15 protein-coding genes and 1 pseudogene are annotated in these 17,332 nt (G+C 72.0%); 10 read left to right on the forward strand and 6 right to left on the reverse strand.

What is annotated here, in order from left to right; genetic code table 11:
- The first annotated feature begins 12 nt into the window (after positions 1 to 12).
- Positions 13 to 1,419 (forward strand): M1 family metallopeptidase, encoded by a 1,407-nt coding sequence (locus ACLJQF_RS40815; RefSeq protein WP_410615656.1) that lies wholly within the window; start codon positions 13 to 15, stop codon positions 1,417 to 1,419.
- Here the strand turns inward: ACLJQF_RS40815 and ACLJQF_RS40820 are convergent.
- Positions 1,405 to 2,793 (reverse strand): AAA family ATPase, encoded by a 1,389-nt coding sequence (locus ACLJQF_RS40820; RefSeq protein ID WP_410615657.1) that lies wholly within the window; start codon positions 2,791 to 2,793, stop codon positions 1,405 to 1,407. The genes ACLJQF_RS40815 and ACLJQF_RS40820 overlap by 15 nt on opposite strands.
- Before the next feature lie 51 nt (positions 2,794 to 2,844).
- Here ACLJQF_RS40820 and ACLJQF_RS40825 point away from each other — a divergent pair, with 51 nt between their 5' ends.
- Together ACLJQF_RS40825 and ACLJQF_RS40830 are read left to right on the forward strand one after the other, a co-directional pair.
- Positions 2,845 to 3,156, forward strand: coding sequence for an antibiotic biosynthesis monooxygenase family protein (locus ACLJQF_RS40825; protein ID WP_103351085.1), 312 nt, complete (start codon positions 2,845 to 2,847; stop codon positions 3,154 to 3,156).
- Positions 3,149 to 3,949: an SIR2 family NAD-dependent protein deacylase gene (locus ACLJQF_RS40830; RefSeq protein ID WP_410615658.1), complete on the forward strand. Its 801-nt coding sequence runs from the start codon at positions 3,149 to 3,151 to the stop codon at positions 3,947 to 3,949. Before ACLJQF_RS40825 ends, ACLJQF_RS40830 begins: the two co-directional genes overlap by 8 nt.
- Before the next feature lie 30 nt (positions 3,950 to 3,979).
- Here ACLJQF_RS40830 and ACLJQF_RS40835 read toward each other — a convergent pair whose 3' ends face one another.
- Entirely contained in the window at positions 3,980 to 4,939 is a 960-nt protein-coding gene (locus tag ACLJQF_RS40835; protein ID WP_410615659.1) for an endonuclease/exonuclease/phosphatase family protein, read from the reverse strand.
- Positions 4,940 to 5,100: 161 nt separating this feature from the next.
- Here ACLJQF_RS40835 and ACLJQF_RS40840 point away from each other — a divergent pair, with 161 nt between their 5' ends.
- Positions 5,101 to 6,078 (forward strand): ATP-binding cassette domain-containing protein, encoded by a 978-nt coding sequence (locus ACLJQF_RS40840; RefSeq protein WP_410615660.1) that lies wholly within the window; start codon positions 5,101 to 5,103, stop codon positions 6,076 to 6,078.
- The gene (locus ACLJQF_RS40845; RefSeq protein ID WP_410615661.1) at positions 6,075 to 6,881 is read left to right on the forward strand and encodes an ABC transporter permease; all 807 of its coding nucleotides are present in this window, start codon (positions 6,075 to 6,077) and stop codon (positions 6,879 to 6,881) included. Before ACLJQF_RS40840 ends, ACLJQF_RS40845 begins: the two co-directional genes overlap by 4 nt.
- A gap of 85 nt (positions 6,882 to 6,966) precedes the next feature.
- Here ACLJQF_RS40845 and ACLJQF_RS40850 read toward each other — a convergent pair whose 3' ends face one another.
- Positions 6,967 to 10,125, reverse strand: coding sequence for a BTAD domain-containing putative transcriptional regulator (locus tag ACLJQF_RS40850; RefSeq protein ID WP_410615662.1), 3,159 nt, complete (start codon positions 10,123 to 10,125; stop codon positions 6,967 to 6,969).
- Positions 10,126 to 10,294: 169 nt separating this feature from the next.
- Between ACLJQF_RS40850 and ACLJQF_RS40855 the strand changes: the two genes are divergently transcribed.
- Both ACLJQF_RS40855 and pcp read left to right on the forward strand, forming a co-directional pair.
- Positions 10,295 to 11,728 (forward strand): M1 family metallopeptidase, encoded by a 1,434-nt coding sequence (locus tag ACLJQF_RS40855; RefSeq protein WP_410615663.1) that lies wholly within the window; start codon positions 10,295 to 10,297, stop codon positions 11,726 to 11,728.
- A 67-nt stretch (positions 11,729 to 11,795) separates the two neighbouring features.
- A pseudogene (pcp, locus tag ACLJQF_RS40860) lies at positions 11,796 to 12,341 on the forward strand (pyroglutamyl-peptidase I); the annotation flags it as partial.
- Here pcp and ACLJQF_RS40865 read toward each other — a convergent pair.
- On the reverse strand, positions 12,338 to 13,000 hold the full coding sequence (locus tag ACLJQF_RS40865; RefSeq protein WP_410615664.1) for a hypothetical protein: 663 nt from the start codon (positions 12,998 to 13,000) through the stop codon (positions 12,338 to 12,340). The pseudogene pcp and the gene ACLJQF_RS40865 overlap by 4 nt on opposite strands.
- Before the next feature lie 162 nt (positions 13,001 to 13,162).
- Here ACLJQF_RS40865 and ACLJQF_RS40870 point away from each other — a divergent pair, with 162 nt between their 5' ends.
- From ACLJQF_RS40870 to ACLJQF_RS40880, 3 genes are read left to right on the forward strand one after another with little or no spacing between them, the layout of a single operon-like run.
- The gene (locus ACLJQF_RS40870) at positions 13,163 to 13,543 is read left to right on the forward strand and encodes a hypothetical protein (protein ID WP_410615665.1); all 381 of its coding nucleotides are present in this window, start codon (positions 13,163 to 13,165) and stop codon (positions 13,541 to 13,543) included.
- 4 nt (positions 13,544 to 13,547) lie between these two features.
- Positions 13,548 to 14,609, forward strand: a complete 1,062-nt coding sequence (locus ACLJQF_RS40875) for a hypothetical protein (RefSeq protein ID WP_410615666.1) — start codon at positions 13,548 to 13,550, stop codon at positions 14,607 to 14,609.
- Entirely contained in the window at positions 14,602 to 15,075 is a 474-nt protein-coding gene (locus tag ACLJQF_RS40880) for a YbaB/EbfC family nucleoid-associated protein (protein WP_410615667.1), read from the forward strand. Before ACLJQF_RS40875 ends, ACLJQF_RS40880 begins: the two co-directional genes overlap by 8 nt.
- Before the next feature lie 4 nt (positions 15,076 to 15,079).
- On the opposite strand, the gene ACLJQF_RS40885 is transcribed toward ACLJQF_RS40880, so the two are convergent.
- Entirely contained in the window at positions 15,080 to 16,807 is a 1,728-nt protein-coding gene (locus ACLJQF_RS40885; RefSeq protein WP_410615668.1) for an Hsp70 family protein, read from the reverse strand.
- Positions 16,808 to 16,866: 59 nt separating this feature from the next.
- Entirely contained in the window at positions 16,867 to 17,217 is a 351-nt protein-coding gene (locus tag ACLJQF_RS40890) for a helix-turn-helix domain-containing protein (protein WP_410615669.1), read from the reverse strand.
- Positions 17,218 to 17,332: the final 115 nt, after the last annotated feature.

Genomic DNA, 17,332 nt, shown 5'->3' on the forward strand with positions numbered 1-17,332 from the left:
TATGGTGGTCGTATGCGCCGCCGACTCACCGCCCTGGCCGTCTGCGCCGCCGTGGTGCTCGCCGCGGCGTGCGGCGGTGACGCCGTCGCGTTGCCACCTCCGCCGCCGCCCATGCACCCGGTGCCGGGCGCGTCCGGCGCCGGTGATCCCTACTACCCGGACGACGGCAACGGCGGGTACGACGCCCTCGCCTACCAGGTCGACGTCAAGTACGACCCGGCGAGCGGGCACCTCGACGGCGACACCACGGTGACCGCGAAGGCCACCCAGGACCTGAGCCGGTTCGATCTCGACCTGCGCGGGCTGACCGTGCAGAGTGTCGAGGTCGACGGCAAACCGGCGACGTTCAGCCGCGAGAAGGCGTTCGAGCTGGTCGTCACCCCGCCGGCACCGATCCGGGCCGGGACGGCCTTCCGCACGCGGGTCCGGTACGGCGGCGACCCGGCCAAGACCCTGCACGACGGCGGTAGCGAGAACGGCTGGAAGCACTCGGCCGACGGCGGCGCGTACATGGTCGGCGAGCCGCATTCGGCGGCGTTCTGGTACCCGGCGAACGAGACCCCGCGCGACAAGGCCACCTTCACCCTCACCGCGCACGTCCCGGCGGGCTGGACGGTGCTTTCGAACGGCCGCGAGGGCCCGCCCGGCACCTGGACCGAGACCAACCCGGTGGCGAGCTACCTGACGACGATCGCGATCGGCAAGTTCGATGTCGACAAGTCGGCCTTGCCGGACGGCACCCCGGTGGTCTCCGCGTATGCGCCGGGCGCCGAAGCCCGCCGCGCGATCGGCGACCGCCTGCCGGAGGTGCTCGGCTTCCTGAGCAGCAAGTTCGGCCCGTACCCGCAGTCGGCGGCGGGCGGGATCTTCCTGAACGAGGACGTCCCGTTCTCACTCGAGACGCAGACCCGGCCGACCTACGCGAAGTGGGCCGACCTGCCGACGCTGGTGCACGAGAACGCCCACCAGTGGTTCGGTGACTCCGTGTCGCTCAAAGACTGGTCCGACGTCTGCCTGAACGAGTGCTTCGCGTCGTACTCGCAGTGGCTGTGGACCGAGCGCGAGGGCCAGAACCTGGACGACCGCTACCGCGCGGCCATCGAGATCACCCACGGCAGCACGGACTTCTGGGCGCAGAAGCTGGTCGGCATGGGCCAGGGCCACGAGTTCGAGGGCGTCTACAACAAGGGCATCCTGGCCCTGCACGCCCTGCGCCGCGAGATCGGCGACCCGGCGTTCGGGAAGCTGCTGCGCGAGTGGCCGGCCCGCTACCGCCACGGCAACGCGACCTGGCCCGACTTCGAGGCGATGGCGACGCGGATCAGCGGCAAGAACCTGCGGGCCTTCTTCGACAGCTGGTTCCGCGGCACGACGCTCCCGGCCGACACCGACCTCTTCCCCGGGTCACTGCGCAGCTGAACTGCCCAGCAGCGACCGCGTCAGCGCGTTCCGGGCGTCCTGCATCTCCCGCAACGCCGTCGTCAGCTCCTCGTCCCCGACCACGACGTCCTCGTCCGGACGCACGGCCAGTGCCAGCAGCGACGCCCGGCGCAACAGCTCCTTCGCGAACGACGCCGTCATCCCCGCCGTCGCCTCGACGACCGGGCCCAGGTCCGCCGTCAGCTTCAGGCCGCGCGCGTACAGCCGCAGCAGCGCTTCACGCCCGGCCGCGTCCGGCAGCGGGATCTCGACGGCGAGGTCGACGCGGCCCGGCCGGTCCGCGAGGGCCTTCTCCAGCTCGCTCGCCCGGTTGGTGGTGAGCAGGAACGTCACGTCGGCGTCGCCGCCCACGCCGTCCATCGCGTCGAGCAGGGTGAACAGCAGCGGCTGGACCATCGGCCCGAAGCTGCGGTCCTGCGCGATCAGGTCGACGTCCTCCAGCACGACCACGCTCGGCTGCAGCCGCCGCGCCAGCTCGGCCGCCTTGGCCACGAGCTTCATCGCCGGGCCGGTCAGGATGATCACCGTGGTGTCCGGCAGGCGGCCCATCAGGTAGCGGACCGTGTGCGTCTTGCCGGTGCCGGGCGCGCCGTGCAGCAACAGCCCGCGCTTGAGGTGCTGGCCCGCGGCCAGCAGCCGCTCGCCGTGCTGCGCGATGCCGATCGTGTGCCGCTCGATCGCCTCGAGCACGCCGTCCGGCAGCACGACCTCCTCACCGGTCAGCGTGGGCCGCGGGAGGAACGTGAGCAGCTCGTTGCCGCGGTGCTCGCTGGTGCCGAAGGCCAGCACCTGGCCACGCAGGAGATCGCGCTCCGCCATCAGGCGCTCGACGCGGTCGCGCACTTCGGTGGCGGTCGCCCGCGACGTCGCCAGGACCTCCAGCCGGCACTGCTCCAGCCCCCACTGCGGGTTGGCGCCGCGGATCGCGAGCAGCACCGGCTCGCCGCCCGGGGCGTGGGTGCCGGCCAGCCCGAGCTGCACCGCCTCGGTCGCGTCGTCGGGGCCGATCGCCGTGGTCGTGTAGTCCACCGAGCCGAGCTCGTACATGCCGTGCCTGCGCGCGGTGGCGAGCATCCCGATCAGGTCTTCGTGTGTGCGCTGGCCGCCCGCAATGCCGAACCAGCCCACCGCCGTGCCGTGCTCGGCGAGGTAGGCGTCGACACCGCACTGGATGGTGGCGTGCTCCCACATCGGCCAGTTGCGGGTGACGACCACCACCTCCGGCAACGGCGCCCCCAGGTGGCCGGTCACGCGTTCGACGAGTTCGCTCCCACCGCCGCCCGCGACCTCGTCGGCGGTGGCGCGGACGATGCGGGCGAGGTCGATGGCCAGGTCGCGCTCGGTGCTCCCCATGCCCTCAACAGTGGCACGGGTCACACACCTGAGCCAACTAGGCTGGGAGCCATGAGTGTCGTGAAGATCAACGCGATCGAGGTCCCCGAGGGCGCCGGCCCCGAACTGGAGAAGCGGTTCGCCGCGCGCATGCACTCGGTCGACGAGCAGCCCGGCTTCCTCGGCTTCGAGCTGCTGCGGCCGGTTTCCGGCGAGACGCGCTACTTCGTGTACACGAAGTGGGAGACCGAGGAGCACTACCAGGCGTGGGCAAAGGGCGGCCCGGCCGCCGCGGCGCACTCGGGCGAGCGCGCCAAGCCCGTGTCCACCGGCGCAAACCTGCTGGAGTTCGAGGTCGTCCTCGGTTCGCAGCCGGGTGCGTGAGCTGGCCGCGAAGCTCCTGGACGGCGCCGGCGCGCTGCTGATCTGCGCCGGCGCCGGCATGGGCGTCGACTCCGGGCTGCCGGACTTCCGCGGCGGCGAAGGCTTCTGGCGCGCGTATCCGCCGTACGCCCGGCTCGGGCTACGGTTCGAGGAGCTCGCCGACCCGCGGCACTTCGCCGACGACCCCGAGCTGGCCTGGGGCTTCTACGGGCACCGGCTTTCGTTGTACCGCCGGACGGTGCCGCACGACGGCTTCCGGCTGCTGCGCGAGTTCGGCTCGGCACTGCCCCACGGCGTCCGGGTCTTCACGTCCAATGTGGACGGCCAGTTCCAGAAGGCGGGCTTCGAGTTCGTCGCCGAGGCACACGGCTCGATCCACCACCTGCAGTGCCTGGCCGGGTGCACGTCCGACATCTGGCCGGCCGACGTCGACGTCGTGGTCGACGAGGACACCATGCGCGCGGTGCCACCGCTGCCGTCGTGCCCCCGCTGCGGCGGCCTCGCGCGGCCCAACATCCTGATGTTCGGCGACTTCTCCTGGGTCCCGGACCGCAGCCAGGCCCAGCTGGACGAGCTGACGGCGTGGCGCCGGACCGCCCGTGACCTCGTCGTGGTGGAACTGGGCGCGGGCCAGGCGGTCCCGACGGTCCGCCGCTACGCCGAACTGGCCAGTGCGGCGACCGGCGCGTTGATCCGCGTCAACCCGCGGGAACCCGAGATCCGCCACGGCCGCGGTGCGTCGATCGCGGCCGGCGCCTTAGAGACGGTGCGGGTTCTCGTGAGTGGTAATTAGGGTTCTAACCCGAATTACCACTCACGAGCGTCACGGCAGACGGACTTCGGCGAACACCGCCCGGTGGTCGCTGCCGGCGACGTCGAACACGCGGTAGTCCAGCACCGCCGCGCGGTTGTCCACCGCCACGTGGTCGATCGTCACCACCGGCATCGACGACGGCCACGTCGGCGCGAGTCCCTCGCCGCGTTCCTCCGCCGCGTCGCGGTAGCCGCGGGACAGGATCGTGCGGTACGCCGCGTGGTCCAGCGTCGCGTTGAAGTCGCCCGCCAGGATGCGCAGGCCGTGCTCGCCCGCCGGACGCGAGAGGTCCTTGATCTCCCGCTCCCATTGCGGGGTGTCGACGTCCGGGGAGATCGGGTGGACGGCGACGATCTCCGCCACCACGCCGTCGCCGAGGTCGGCCTCCGCGCCCGGCTGCTTGGCCGCCGAGTCGCCGGTCAGGTTGACCTCCTTCAGCGGGAAGCGCGCGGCGATCCCCGAGCCGAACGCGCCGGGCGCCGGGTGCAGCACCCGGTGCGGCAGCAGGTCGAACAGCCCGGCCGCGGTCAGCCCGTCGACCACGGACGGCGTCATCTCGACCAAGTTCAGCACGTCGATCCGCTGCTCGCGCACCAGGTCGACGACGGCCTTCGGGTCCGCCTGGCCGTAGAGCAGGTTCGAGGAGAGGACGCGCAGGGTCTTGCCGTGCAGGTCACGCTGCTCGCTCGCCGACATCCGCGGGAGGACGAGGACGGCCAGCGCGAGCGCCAGCACCAGCGCGACCCCGCCGGTCCACCACCGCCGCAACGCCAGCGCGGCGCCGCCGACGAGCACGCCCGCGGCCGCCGCGTACGGCGTCAACGACAGCGCGATCAGCGTGTACCAGCCGCCGTCGAAGCCGACCAGGCGCAGCGCCGCCAGCATCGCCAGTGGCACCACCGGCACCACCAACAGGCCCGTGACCAGTGGGTTCTTCCGCCGCGACCGCGTCTCTTCCGCAACCACCATGCTGCCGAGTATGCCGAGATCGGCGCCGCGCGGCCGGGCTTCGACAACTCCTCCACAAGATCTCCACCAGCGCCTGCCAGCCGCTGACAGCGCGCTGTGCGCGGGCTACCAGCGCCGCCGTCCACTGTGATCCCAGAAGCGACGAGCGAAGGAGGACGCCCATGTCGCACGCGATCCAGGCCGAGGGCCTGGTCAAACACTTCGGGGACACCAAGGCGCTGGACGGGGTGGACCTCGAGGTCCCGTTCGGCCAGGTGGTCGGGGTGCTCGGGCCGAACGGTGCGGGCAAGACGACCGCCGTCCGGATCCTGGCCACCCTGATGAAACCGGACGCCGGCAGAGCCACGGTCGGCGGCTACGACGTCGTTACCGATCCGGTCCGGGTCCGCAGCCTGATCGGGCTGACCGGGCAGTACGCGTCGGTCGACGAGGACCTGAACGGGATCGAGAACCTCGTCCTGATCGGACGGTTGTACGGCCACTCCCGCGCCCAGTCCAAGGCTCGCGCCACCGAACTGCTCGAGCGGTTCGAGCTGACCAAGGCGGCCAAGCGGCCGATCCGGACCTACTCGGGCGGCATGCGGCGGCGGCTCGACCTCGCGGCCAGCCTCGTCGGCCGGCCCGAGGTGCTCTACCTCGACGAGCCGACCACCGGGCTCGACCCGCACGCCCGCAACGAGGTCTGGGACGTCGTCCGCAACCTCGTCGCGGAGGGCGCGACGGTGCTGCTGACCACGCAGTACCTGGAGGAGGCCGACCAGCTGGCCGACAAGATCACCGTGTTCGACCACGGCCGGGTCGTCGCCGACGGCCGCGCCGACGAGCTGAAGCGCCGCGTCGGCGGGCAGACGCTGCAGGTCCGGCCGACCCAGCTGTCCGACATGGACGCCGTCAACCGGATCCTCGGCGACCTGTCCGGCGTCCGGCCGACCCGCGACGACGCGTCCGGCCTGCTCACCGCGCCGGTCAACGACCCGGTGCTGCTGTCCACCCTGGTCCGCAAGCTCGACGAGGCCGGGATCACCGCGGACGAGCTGGCGCTGCGGCTGCCCAGCCTCGACGAGGTGTTCCTCGCCCTCACCGGGCACACCGCCGAACAGTCCGTTGAGGACAAGAGCCTCGAAGGGAGCCTGGCATGACGACGCTGGCGCTCGACCGCCCCGCCCCGCCCCGGCACATCAGCCCCGGCAAGGGGTTCCAGCACGCGCTTTCGCTCGCATGGCGCGGCATCCTGAAGATCCGCAAGAATCCCGAGCAGCTCGCCGACGTCACGCTGATGCCCATCATCTTCCTGGTGATGTTCGTCTACCTGTTCGGCGGCGCGCTGTCCGGCTCGACCGACGCCTACCTGCAGATGGTGGTGCCCGGCATCATCGTGATGAACATCCTGCAGGCGTGCCTAACCGTCGGGACGAACCTCAACACCGACGTCACCAAAGGCGTCTTCGACCGGTTCCGCAGCATGCCGATCGCCCGCTCGGCCCCGTTGATCGGCGCGGTGCTCGCCGACGTCGTGCGGTACATCGTGTGCCTGACGGTGCTGATGGTGGTGGCGACGATCATGGGCTACCGGATCGCGACCAGCCCCGGCGAGTTCGCCGTGGCGATCCTGCTCGCGCTGGCGTTCGGGCTGTGCTTCTGCTGGGGCTCGGTGTTCGTCGGCATGGTGATGAAGTCGCCGGGTTCGGCGCAGGCGCTGATGTTCGTCTTCATCATGCCGCTGACGTTCGGCAGCAACGTGTTCGTGCAGACGTCCACCATGCCGGGCTGGCTGCGGGCGTGGGCGGACATCAGCCCGGTCAGCCTGATGGCGAACGCGCTGCGCGGCCTGATGAACGGCGGTCCGGTGGCCGGTCCGCTGGCTGGGGCGCTGGCCTGGATGGCCGGAGCCGTGATCGTGTTCTTCCCGCTGGCCACCTGGGCCTACCGCCGGCGGGTCTGAAAGGCGCCGACACACGGGGGTGAGTCGCGCCACCGGTCGTGAGTGGTAATTCGGGTTCTAACCCGAATTACCACTCACGACCGCGTCAGCGGAGCTCGGCCAGCAGCCAGGCGATCGTGTCCTTTTTGGACAAGGCGCGGCCGGCTTCGTAGCGGGCTTCGTAGTCCGGGAGCGTCGCGCGGAGGGCGTCGATGAGCGTCCGGACCTCGGGGCTGCCGAGGTCGAGCCGGCCGCGGATGACGGCGGAGGCGGCGAGCACCCGGGTCGCCGTCTCGGGACGGCCCTGCCGCTCGCGGATCATCGCCAGCAGTTCCACCGCCCCGGCCAGGTCCGGCATGTCGCCGCGCCCGTTGGTCGCCCGGATCGCGATGGCCGCGTGCGGCTCCGCCTCGTCGGTGCGGCCCTGGGCCAGCAGGATCCGCGCCTCGAAGGCCTGGATGAACTCGTCGCCCATCCCGCCGGGGAACCAGTCGTCGCCCCCCATCGCGGAGATGCGGTCGAGCAGCGCCCGCGCTTCGGCCAGCCGGTCCGTGCGCAGCAGCAGTTCGAGCCTGCCGAACATCAGGATGGCCCGGTGCTGCACGTTCGTGATGCCTTCGCCGTAGCGCTCCGCCGCCTCCTGATCCCGCCAGGCGCCCTCGAAGTCCCCGGCGCGCGCCCGCTCGACGGCCAGCCGCCACCAGTTCTGCACGGCGTCCTCGTACGACCGCAGCTCCATCGACAGGGCCAGGCCCTGCTGGTAGATCTCGATGGCCTTGGCGCTGTCGCCGCTCTGCGACATCGCGTACGCCTTGAAGCTCAGGGTCATCGCGATGCCCCAGCGGTCGCCGACCGCCTCGAACCCGGCGTGGGCCTGGTCGCGCGCGCGGTCGGCCCCCTCGACGTCACCATCATCGTCGAGCAGGAAGCTCTCCACCCAGTACGCGCCGGCGCGGGTCCACGCGTCCGCGTGCCGCTCGGCCCGGCGCACCTCGCGCTCGGCGATTTCGCGGTCTCCGCCCAGGAAGGCCAGCATCGGCAGCGCCACCGCGAGCCCCGGGTACCGGTCCACCGCGTCACTGCGCACGCAGTCGTCGACCAGCCGGAGGATCTCGGGCTGGTCCGACCGGACCGGGACCGCGTCCATCAGGTAGCAGAGCGCCCGGTAGGCGGCCGAGACCTGCAGCGGCAGCCGGTCGCCGAACTCGAGGGTCTCGCGGATCAGCGAGCCGATCCGACCACCCTGGCCGAGGATGGTCAGGTACCAGAACATCCCGTCCAGCAACGCGACCGCGTTGTCCACATCGGACATTTCGATCGCGCCACGCAGAGCGGCGATCATGTTGGCGCTCTCGGCTTCGTACCGGTCGATCGCCTGCAGCTGGTCGGCCGTGCGCAGCGTCGGCTCCAGCCGCTGGGCCAGCTCGGCGTAGTAGCGGGCCATCGCCCGGCGTGTCCGGTCGTGCTCACCCGACTCGACGAGCCGCTCGGTGGCGTACACCCGCAGCGTCTCGAGCATCCGGTACCGCGGCTCGCCACCGGCGTCGACGGTGTCCACTATGGACTTCTCGACCAGGCTGCCGAGCACGTAGGGCACGTCGGCGGCGGGCAGCGACCTGTCGGCGCAGACGGCTTCGATCGGCGCCAGTTCCGCGCCGCCCGCGAACACCGCGAGCCGCCGGGCCAGCACCAGCTCGGGCTCCGCCAGCAGCTCCCAGCTCCACTCGACGACCGCGCGCAGCGTCCGCTGCCTCGGCAGCGCCGTCCGGCTGCCCGAGGTGAGCAACCGGAACCGGTCGCCGAGGCGGCCGGCGATCTGGGCCACAGTCATCGACCGCAGCCGCGCCGCGGCCAGCTCCAGCGCCAGCGGCATCCCGTCGAGCCGGCGGCAGATCTCCCCGACGTGGTCCACAGTGGACTCATCGAGCACGAAGTCGGGGCGGACCGCGGCCGCCCGGTCGAGGAACAGCCGGGTCGAGTCGAGCTCGGCGGCTTCCGCGGGCGCGGCGCGTTCCGCGGGCACCGGCAGCGGGCCGAGCGGGCACAGCGCCTCCCCGGTGATCGCCAGCGGCTCGCGGCTGGTGGCCAGGATCCGCAGCCGCGGCGCCCGGTGCAGCAGTTCGTCGGCCAGCCGCGCGGCGGCGTCGATGACGTGCTCGCAGTTGTCCAGCACCAGCAGGGCTTCGTCGCCACCGAGCACCTCGACGGCTTGTTCCACCGGCTCCGGCTGGCGGCGGTTGATCTCGGTCTCGGTGCGGATCTCCCGGACCTCGAGTGCGCCCAGCAGCGCACCGGGGAGGTCGTCGGGATCGCGGACGCCGGCCAGCGCGGCGAACCAGACCCGGCCCCGCTGGTGCACGGGGTGCCGTGACGCCGCTTCGGTGGCCAGCCGGGTCTTGCCCGCCCCGCCCGGCCCGGTCAGCGTGACCAGCCGGGCACCGCCGAGGAGCTCGGCCAGCAGCTTGAGCTCGTCGTCGCGGCCGACGAACGTGGTCAGCCGGGTCGGCAGCCGGTCGGCCACCGGCGGCGGCGGCGCGAACTCGCCGCGCAGCGCGGCGACGTGGACCTCCTGCAGTTCGGCCGAGGGGTCGACACCGAGCTGGTCGGCCAGGGTACGGCGGATCCCGGCGTACACGGCCAGCGCCTCCGACTGCCGCCCGGCCGCGCACAGCGCGCGGATCCGCAGCCCGGCGAGCCGTTCGCGCAGCGGGTCGGCGTCGGCCGCCGCGGTCAGGTCGGCCAGCACCCCGGCGTGCTCGCCACGCCGGATCAGCGCCTCGAACCGGTCCTCGGCCGCCTCGGCCCGCAGTTCGGTGAGCCGCCGTGCCGGCGCCGGCGCGAAAGGCGCGTCGAGGACGTCGGCGAGGGCGGCGCCCTGCCACAGCGCGAGGGCCTCGGTGAGCAGGTCGGCGGCGTGGGCGTCGCGGCCGGCGGCCAGTTCGCGGCGGCCCTCGGCGGCGAGCCGTTCGAACCGCTCGGCGTCGACGTCGCCGGCCGCCACGGCGAGCCGGTAGCCGCCCGGCCCGGATTCGACGGCCACCGGCAGGGCCTTCCGCAGCCGCGAGACCAGCGACTGCAGGGCGTTGGCCGCGTCGGCCGGCGGTTCGGCGCCCCAGAGCCCGTCGACGAGCGCGTCGGCCGGGACCGCGCGCCCGGCGTCCAGCGCCAGCCTGGCCAGGAGCATGCGGAGGCGGGCGCCGCCGATGTCGATCGGCGTGCCGTCGTCTTCCGCCGCCCGCAGCGGGCCCAGCAGCGCAACGCGCATGTGTCCAGCTTTCCAGACGGCGGGCCGGCACCGGGGCGGGCCGACGGAAGTGCTGATTATCCGGACAAATACGACGCGATCCCCCGGAGCCCCCGTTCGTGTCGATACGTTGCCGAAGGGGCACTTTCACGTGAAAGTGCCCCGCCCATCCAGACGGACAGGAGCGTTCATGAGGGGACAGAAACCGGTCGTGGTGGCGGCCGCCGTGGTCGCCGGCCTCTGCCTCGGCACCGGTGTCGCCGCGGCGGGCGACGGCTGGGGCGCGCCGAAGCCCGGCAGCGACGGCGCAGGCGACAGCTACTACCCGCAGGACGGCAACGGCGGCTACGACGTCGCCGACTACAACCTCAAGGTCGGCTACGACCCCGCGTCGCACCAGCTCACCGGGAACCAGGACATCGCCGCGCGGGCGACGCAGGCGCTCAGCTCGTTCAACCTGGACCTGCGCGGCCTGACCGTCGACTCGGTGAAGGTCGACGACCGCGACGCGAAGTTCAGCCGCACCGGGGACCACGAACTGGTCGTCACGCCGTCGCGGGCGTTGTGGCGGGGCCAGCGCTTCAAGGTGAAGATCGCCTACCACGGCGTGCCCGCGCCGATCGACGACCCGGCGCTCGGGAACAACGGCTGGCAGTTCGCCCGGGCGGGCGGCGCGTTCGTCGCCGGCGAGCCGAAGTCGGCCACCACCTGGTACCCGGTCAACGACACCCCGCTCGACAAGGCCACGTTCCACCTGGCGATCACCGTGCCCGACGAGTGGGGCGTGATCGCGAACGGCCGCGAGAAGCCGTCGGTCAAGGCCCCCGGCGGCACCACGCACGTCTGGGCCGAAGAGACGCCGATCGTGCCGTACATGACGACGGTCGCGATCGACAAGTGGACGTTCGACCGCCAGAAGCGGAAGGACGGCACCCCGATCGTCAGCGCGTTCGCCCCGGGCGTCCCCGACTCGACGAAGCAGGCCGAGGCGCGGCTGCCGGAGATCCTCGACTTCCTCGAGTCGAAGTTCGGCAAGTACCCGATCGACGCGGCGGGCGGCATCTTCCTCAACGAGCAGATCGGCTTCTCGCTGGAGACGATGAGCCGGCCGATCTACTCGGCGGGCTGGGCCGGCACGGTGCCGACGATCGTCCACGAGAACGCCCACCAGTGGTACGGCGACTCGGTGGCGGTCGCGCACTGGCGGGACGTCTGCCTCAACGAGTGCTTCGCCTCCTACGCCACCTGGCTGTGGGACGAGGCGAAGGAAGGCGTCGACCTGAACGCGCAGTACGCCAACGACGTCAAGACCGCGTCGGTGCGGTTCTGGAACGGCAAGCTCTACGACATGGGCCAAGGCAACGAGTTCACGTACGTGTACTCGAAGGGCCCGATGATGCTGCACGCGCTGCGCAACTACATGGGTGAGCAGGCCTTCTCCTGGGTGCTGAAGACGTGGCCGTCGCTGCACCGCGACGGGAACGCGAGCATGCAGGAGTTCCAGCGGTTCACCGAATTCGCCGCGCACCGGAGCCTCCAGGGCTTCTTCGACGCGTGGGTGTACGGCACCGGCAAGCCGGCCGACCAGTACCTCTACCCGGGTGGCCTGAAGCCCGCCGCCTGAGCAAGTGCGTGAAGGCCACCTTCAGGAACGTAAAGTTCCTGAAGGTGGCCTTCACGGCTTTGGGGAGGATGGCATGGCAAGGGTGCTGCCCTGCGCATTCGCGGCGTCGCTGCCCGCGCTGCGGCAGGCGTTGGAAGCGCACCGGCCGTCGCTCGTCGTCTGCGCCGGCCAGGCGGGCGGCCGGGCCGAGGTGACCCCGGAGCGGGTGGCGATCAACCTGATCGACGCCCGCATCCCGGACAACGCGGGCGCGCAGCCGGTGGACGCCCCGGTCGTCGCGGAGGGCCCGGCGGCCTACTTCACGACGTTGCCGGTGAAGGCGTGCGTAGCGGCGATCCGCGCGGCGGGCGTCCCGGCATCGGTCTCCCACACCGCCGGGACGTACGTGTGCAACCAGGTCTTCTACGGTCTGATGCACCTGCTGGCCACGGAGTTCCCGGGCGCCCGCGGCGGTTTCGTGCACGTCCCGTTCAGCCCGGAGCAGGTCGCGGCCGCGGGCAAGGCCGAGGCGTCGCTGAGCGTGCACCGGATCGCTCTCGCGCTGGAAGCGTTGGCGGACACGGCGTTGCGGGTGACGGAGGACCTGGCGGTCAGCGCGGGCGCGGAGCACTAACCGCCGCGGCCGGTGAGCTCGACGAACGCCGCCGGGCCCGGGACGTTGTGGTGCACCGTCAGGTCCGCGACCCGGTCGCCGCTCCAGGCCGGGGTGAAGCTCACCACCAGCGTGCACCGGCGGCCCGGTGCCACCTCCTGGCCCACGCACCCCCTCGCGTCCACCGCGAAGTCCGTGCCGTCCACCTCGATCCCGCTGACCCGCAGTGCGCTCGCGCCGACGCTGCGGACCGACACCACGCAGGTCGTCGTCGTGTGCACCGGTGTCGTGCCGCAGGTGACCGACTCCGGGACGAGCACCCGGGGTTCCGCGACCACCTCCGGCACACCCGGGAACGTCGCCGGGCGCCCGCGCACCAGGTCGAGCACAGTCACCCCGGTCACCGTCAGGACCAGCGCGCCCGTCGCCAGCAGCAGGATCGCGATCGCCTTGACACCGCGGGCAGTGCCGTCCTTGGCGGTGAACCCGCCGGCTGCCAGCACCGTGACCACCAGCGTGGAGATCAGCGTCGCGTCCGGACCGGCCCCGATCGCGGCCGGGACGAGCGTGCCGAGCAGCGACGCCCCGACCGTGACCGCGAATCCCGTCCAGGAGAAGCGTTTTGCCTCGCGCAACCGGCTCCGCACGGTCGGTGCGCGAGGTCTCGTGACGGTGCTCATGCAGGTAAGAGCGTCGAGCACGACCGGCACGGACGACATTCGCCCGTTCGGCGGTACGGCGAGCGGGTCGTGATCTGAGGCACACCGCCGGGAAAGCAGCCTGCCGGGTGATCGAACGGTGTTTACATGTCCGGAACGCGCAGCCCGAAGAAGAGGTGAGTGATGATCGGATTCGAGACCGACCTGCAGGACCTGCGGGACTCGGCCGGAGCCCTCCAGTCCGCGGCCGACGCCGCGGAAACCGCGTCGAGCGGCCTGCGCGGCACCGACGTCCCGGTCTCCGCCGGCGGCGGCGGTTTCCTCGGCGGCCTGACCGGCATGTTCCCCGCGGACAACGCCTTCGGCCGCTCGCTGGGCATGCCCGCCGTCGCGGCGGCCTACAACGACCACCTGGCGAAGATCCAGCAGCTGGTCGCGCAGCTGCACCAGACCACCGCCGACACGAGCCACGCGCTGATGCGGGTCGCGGAACTGTACGAACAGGCCGACGAGGACTCGAAGCGGCACGTCAACCGCGCGGCCGCGGGCCTGGAAGGGAACTGAGGACGTGGACGGCTACTTCGACACCGGCCTCGACGCCGAACCGATGTCCACCGGCGAGGACCGCCGCGCCGAACTCCTCGAAGGCGTCTCCGAGGACCTGAAGGACGGCGCGAACGACGCACTGGACGCCATCGATGTGCTCAGGCAGACCAACTTCCTGCTGTTCGGCTTCGACGATTCCAACGAGAACGTCCGGAAGATGCAGGACGAAATCGCCGGGATCTACCGCGAGTTCTCCGACGCCGACATCGACCACGAGTCGACCGAAGGCCTGCAGCGCCTGATCATGAAGCACGACGCCGTCTGGAAGCAGCTGCAGCGCGACTCGAAGCCGAAGCTCGACGACGCCCGGCAGTTCCTCGACGTGTGGCGCGGCTCCGCGGCGAACGCCGTGAAGGCCTACCTGAACCAGCTGGCCGACGCCTTCACCGAGGTCGAAACCAAGATCACCGTGCTGGAGAGCGACCTCGTGGCGGCGCGCGAGGCCATCGCCTCGGCCCGGCAGGACCTGAGCAACCTCGGCACGACGTTCCTGGAGACGGCGAAGAAGTTCCAGGAAGACCAGTCCCGCAAGCGCGAAGCGGCCATGTCGAAGGTGCTCGCGGCGACGTTCGCGGGCGCGGTCGCCGGGCTGCTGACCGTGGCCAGCGCCGGCGTCGCGGCCCCGGCGGGCGCGGCGATCTTCACCGCGGCCAACGGCGCGCTGGTGGCCGGGAACGCCGCCGGCGGCGCGATCAGCGCGGTGGTGGCGAACCAGGCGGAGATCACCGGCGACAACGCGTTCGACCTGTACCAGAGCTTCCTCGACAGCGCGGGCAAGATCCGTGAAGGCGCCGGCGAGGCGGCCGGGACACTGGCGGACCGCATCGGCGACGAAGCCGTCGACCTGCCGAAGATCCCGGACTCGCCGGACGTCAGCCCGGGCTCGAGCTTCGACCCGGACAACTTCGAGACCGAGCACACCTCGCGTCAGACGGAGAAGAACGTCCGCGACGAACACGTCGACATCGCCCCCGACGGCCGGGTTTCGCAGGACAACGGGCACGTGGGGCGGATGAATGGCTGACCGTCCGGCCAAACCGGACCGCGAGGCCCTGCTGGCCGAGCTCGACGCGCTGTCGACGACGGCGACGTCCGCCGACGGCACGGTTTCGCTGTCGGTCAACACCGACGGCGTGCTGACCCGGCTGCGGCTCACCGACGCCGTCTCGGGGATGTCGCCGTCGGAGATCGCGGACGCCGTCCTGCGCACGTACGTCGAGGCCCAGCGCGAGTCGGCGAAGCGGACCGGTCAGCTGCTGGCGCCGCTGGGCAGCGGCGGCTACCTGATGGACCGGCTGCGCTGGCGGGTGCAGTTCGAGCCGACCCCGGTTCCGGTGGCCGCTCCGGCGCCTTCTCCGGGCCCTCCGGCCGCGGATGGCAAGGTGCTGAAGGACCGGTCCACCGATGCGCCGGTCGCCGAGCCGCCGGTCCGGCCGGTGCCGGACGACGACTGGTACGCCGGCGGGATGCGGTTCGACAAGGCCTGGTGAGCCGTCAGGCCGGCTTGAGGCTGCGCTCGAAGAACGCGAGCAGGTCGCTGGTGCGGTGGGCCTCGCGCGAAGTGAAGAGCGCGGCCGCCCGGCGGCCGTCCGCGCCGAAGAGCACGATCGCGGACGATCGGCCGGCCCCGGCCACGTACCGGCCGTGCAGCCCGCCGCCGGCCCAGGTGCCGCGATCGAGCGCGTTGCCGTCCGCTTGCAGCTTCGCGGTCACCTCGATCTCCTCGACGGTCACGCCCTGGTAGTAGTTGACGGCGCCGCCGGTGATCCCGCAGGTGACGGCCGCCTGGGCGTGCAGCAGCGCGCCGATGTCGTCGGCGGCCCGGCAGGTGGCCCGGTCGGGCACGGTGCCGGCCAGTGAGCGCAGGCAGGGGGTGAACCCGGCCTGGTCGCGCTGGGCCACGGTCGTACAGTCCACAGTGGATTGGGCGGAGTCGCTCCTGGTCGCGAGGAGCACGACGATGGTCGCCGTGATCGCGACAACCACGAGCACGGCCAAGCCGATGAACAGCTTGGTCCGCTTGCGCGGCACCGGTTCCGGCCGCGGCGGCGCCGGTGGCGGCGCGTACTGCGGCGGCCGGGCGGCTTGCTGCTGCCACGGCTGCGGCCGCGGCGGCGTCACCGGCGGGCGGACGGGCGCGAAGGCGGGCACGGTGAGGTCGGTGGTGGTGCCGAGCGGAACGTGGTGCAGCCCGAACGCGACGGCTGTCTCGGGCTGGTCCTGCGTGGTCGGCGCGACGCCGAGCTGCCGGCCGAGCAGCGTGGCCAGCAGCGGCATCCGGCTCGGCCCGCCGACGAGGTAGACCCCGGCGAGCTGCGCGGGCGTGAGACCGGCGCGGCGGATGGTGGCGGCGAGCAGTTCGGCGCTGCGCAGCAGGCTGGGCCGCACGAGCGCTTCGAGCTCGTCCCGGCTGACCAGGACGTCCCCGAACGGCTCGGGCATCGGCACGTGGGTCTGCGCGTGGCGCGAGAGACTTTCCTTGGCGTCGCGGACGTCCTGCAGCAGCGCCCGCCGCGTCCGGCGATCGGCGGTGGTCTGCGGCCGCAGGAGGCGTTGCCACTGCGCGGGATCGGCGTGCGATACCTCGCGTCCGATGTGGACGAGCAGGGCCTGGTCGATGTCGAGGCTGCCGAGATCGGGCAGGCCGTCCTCGGCGAGCACGGTGAAGCCCTGCCGGGTGACCCCGACGACGGCGCAGTCGAAGGTGCCGGCGCCGAGGTCGTAGACGCCGATGGGCCCACCGGCCCGGCTCCCGAGACTGGCGTAGTGAGCGGCGGCGGCCACCGGTTCGGGAATGAGCCGGGCATCGGCAAGCCGAGCCTTCGCGGCGGCGGCCCGGAGCACGTCCTGCCGCTCGGCGCCCCAGCCGGCGGGGTGCGAGATCCGGATCTGCGCGGGCGGGCGGCCGAGCTGCCGTTCGGCCTCTTCGCCCATGCGGCGCAGGATGGCGGCGAAGGCGTCGGCGATGTCGACGTCGGTCTCGCCGAGCCGCAGGGTGCCTTCGTCGATGCGCCGCTTGGGATTCGGTTCGAACCGGCTGGGATCGAGCCGCGCCCGGCGCTCGGCGTCCTGGCCGACGACGAGCAGGCCGTCATCGTTGACGTAGACGGCGGAGGACATGGTGACGGACCCGTCGACCTCGATGGCCCGCGGCCCCCGCCCGAACGCCGACAGCACCCCGACCGTGCTGGAAGTCCCGAAGTCGATCGACAGCACGTCCACGCGGATTCCCCTCCCAAGGTCCGCGGGCATCGTCTCACGGGCCAGGGGCACCGCTCCGCTCAGGCAGAGTCCCGCTCTGCAGCGGAAACGGTGACGTCGTGATCGTCGAAATCGGCGACCACCCGCATCCGGCCGCCGAGCGCCGTGATGTAGCGCCGGAGGGTGTCCAGCTCCATCTGACCGGGGTCACCTTGCTCGAGCTGGCTGATCCGCGGCTGGCTGACCCCCATCCGCCGCGCCAGCTCCGTTTGGCTGATGGCGGCGTCCTCCCGGAGCTGCGCCAGGCGGAAGCCGAGCACGTACGCCTCGGTGACCTCCCGCGCGGCAGCACGAGCGGCCCCGATGTCCCCGCCGGTCTCCCGATCGACGGCGGCTTTGTCCGCCTTGACTTCCTTCCACGACCGACTCATCGCCCATCGATCCCCTCTTCGACCCGATCCGCGGAGACGGGTCTTCGTGGCACAGGTTCACGAACGCCAGACGCGAGAAGGGCGGCTCCCACTCGGGGAACCGCCCTTCCGGCGT

This window comes from Amycolatopsis sp. lyj-109, assembly GCF_046548995.1.
Classification (GTDB): domain Bacteria; phylum Actinomycetota; class Actinomycetes; order Mycobacteriales; family Pseudonocardiaceae; genus Amycolatopsis.

Coding starts and splice junctions, on each gene's coding strand:
- ACLJQF_RS40815 (WP_410615656.1), top strand. CDS start 13: ATGCGCCGCCGACTCACCGCCCTGGCCGTCTGCGCCGCCGTGGTGCTC.
- ACLJQF_RS40820 (WP_410615657.1), bottom strand. CDS start 2,793: ATGGGGAGCACCGAGCGCGACCTGGCCATCGACCTCGCCCGCATCGTC.
- ACLJQF_RS40825 (WP_103351085.1), top strand. CDS start 2,845: ATGAGTGTCGTGAAGATCAACGCGATCGAGGTCCCCGAGGGCGCCGGC.
- ACLJQF_RS40835 (WP_410615659.1), bottom strand. CDS start 4,939: ATGGTGGTTGCGGAAGAGACGCGGTCGCGGCGGAAGAACCCACTGGTC.
- ACLJQF_RS40840 (WP_410615660.1), top strand. CDS start 5,101: ATGTCGCACGCGATCCAGGCCGAGGGCCTGGTCAAACACTTCGGGGAC.
- ACLJQF_RS40845 (WP_410615661.1), top strand. CDS start 6,075: ATGACGACGCTGGCGCTCGACCGCCCCGCCCCGCCCCGGCACATCAGC.
- ACLJQF_RS40850 (WP_410615662.1), bottom strand. CDS start 10,125: ATGCGCGTTGCGCTGCTGGGCCCGCTGCGGGCGGCGGAAGACGACGGC.
- ACLJQF_RS40855 (WP_410615663.1), top strand. CDS start 10,295: ATGAGGGGACAGAAACCGGTCGTGGTGGCGGCCGCCGTGGTCGCCGGC.
- ACLJQF_RS40865 (WP_410615664.1), bottom strand. CDS start 13,000: ATGAGCACCGTCACGAGACCTCGCGCACCGACCGTGCGGAGCCGGTTG.
- ACLJQF_RS40870 (WP_410615665.1), top strand. CDS start 13,163: ATGATCGGATTCGAGACCGACCTGCAGGACCTGCGGGACTCGGCCGGA.
- ACLJQF_RS40880 (WP_410615667.1), top strand. CDS start 14,602: ATGGCTGACCGTCCGGCCAAACCGGACCGCGAGGCCCTGCTGGCCGAG.
- ACLJQF_RS40890 (WP_410615669.1), bottom strand. CDS start 17,217: ATGAGTCGGTCGTGGAAGGAAGTCAAGGCGGACAAAGCCGCCGTCGAT.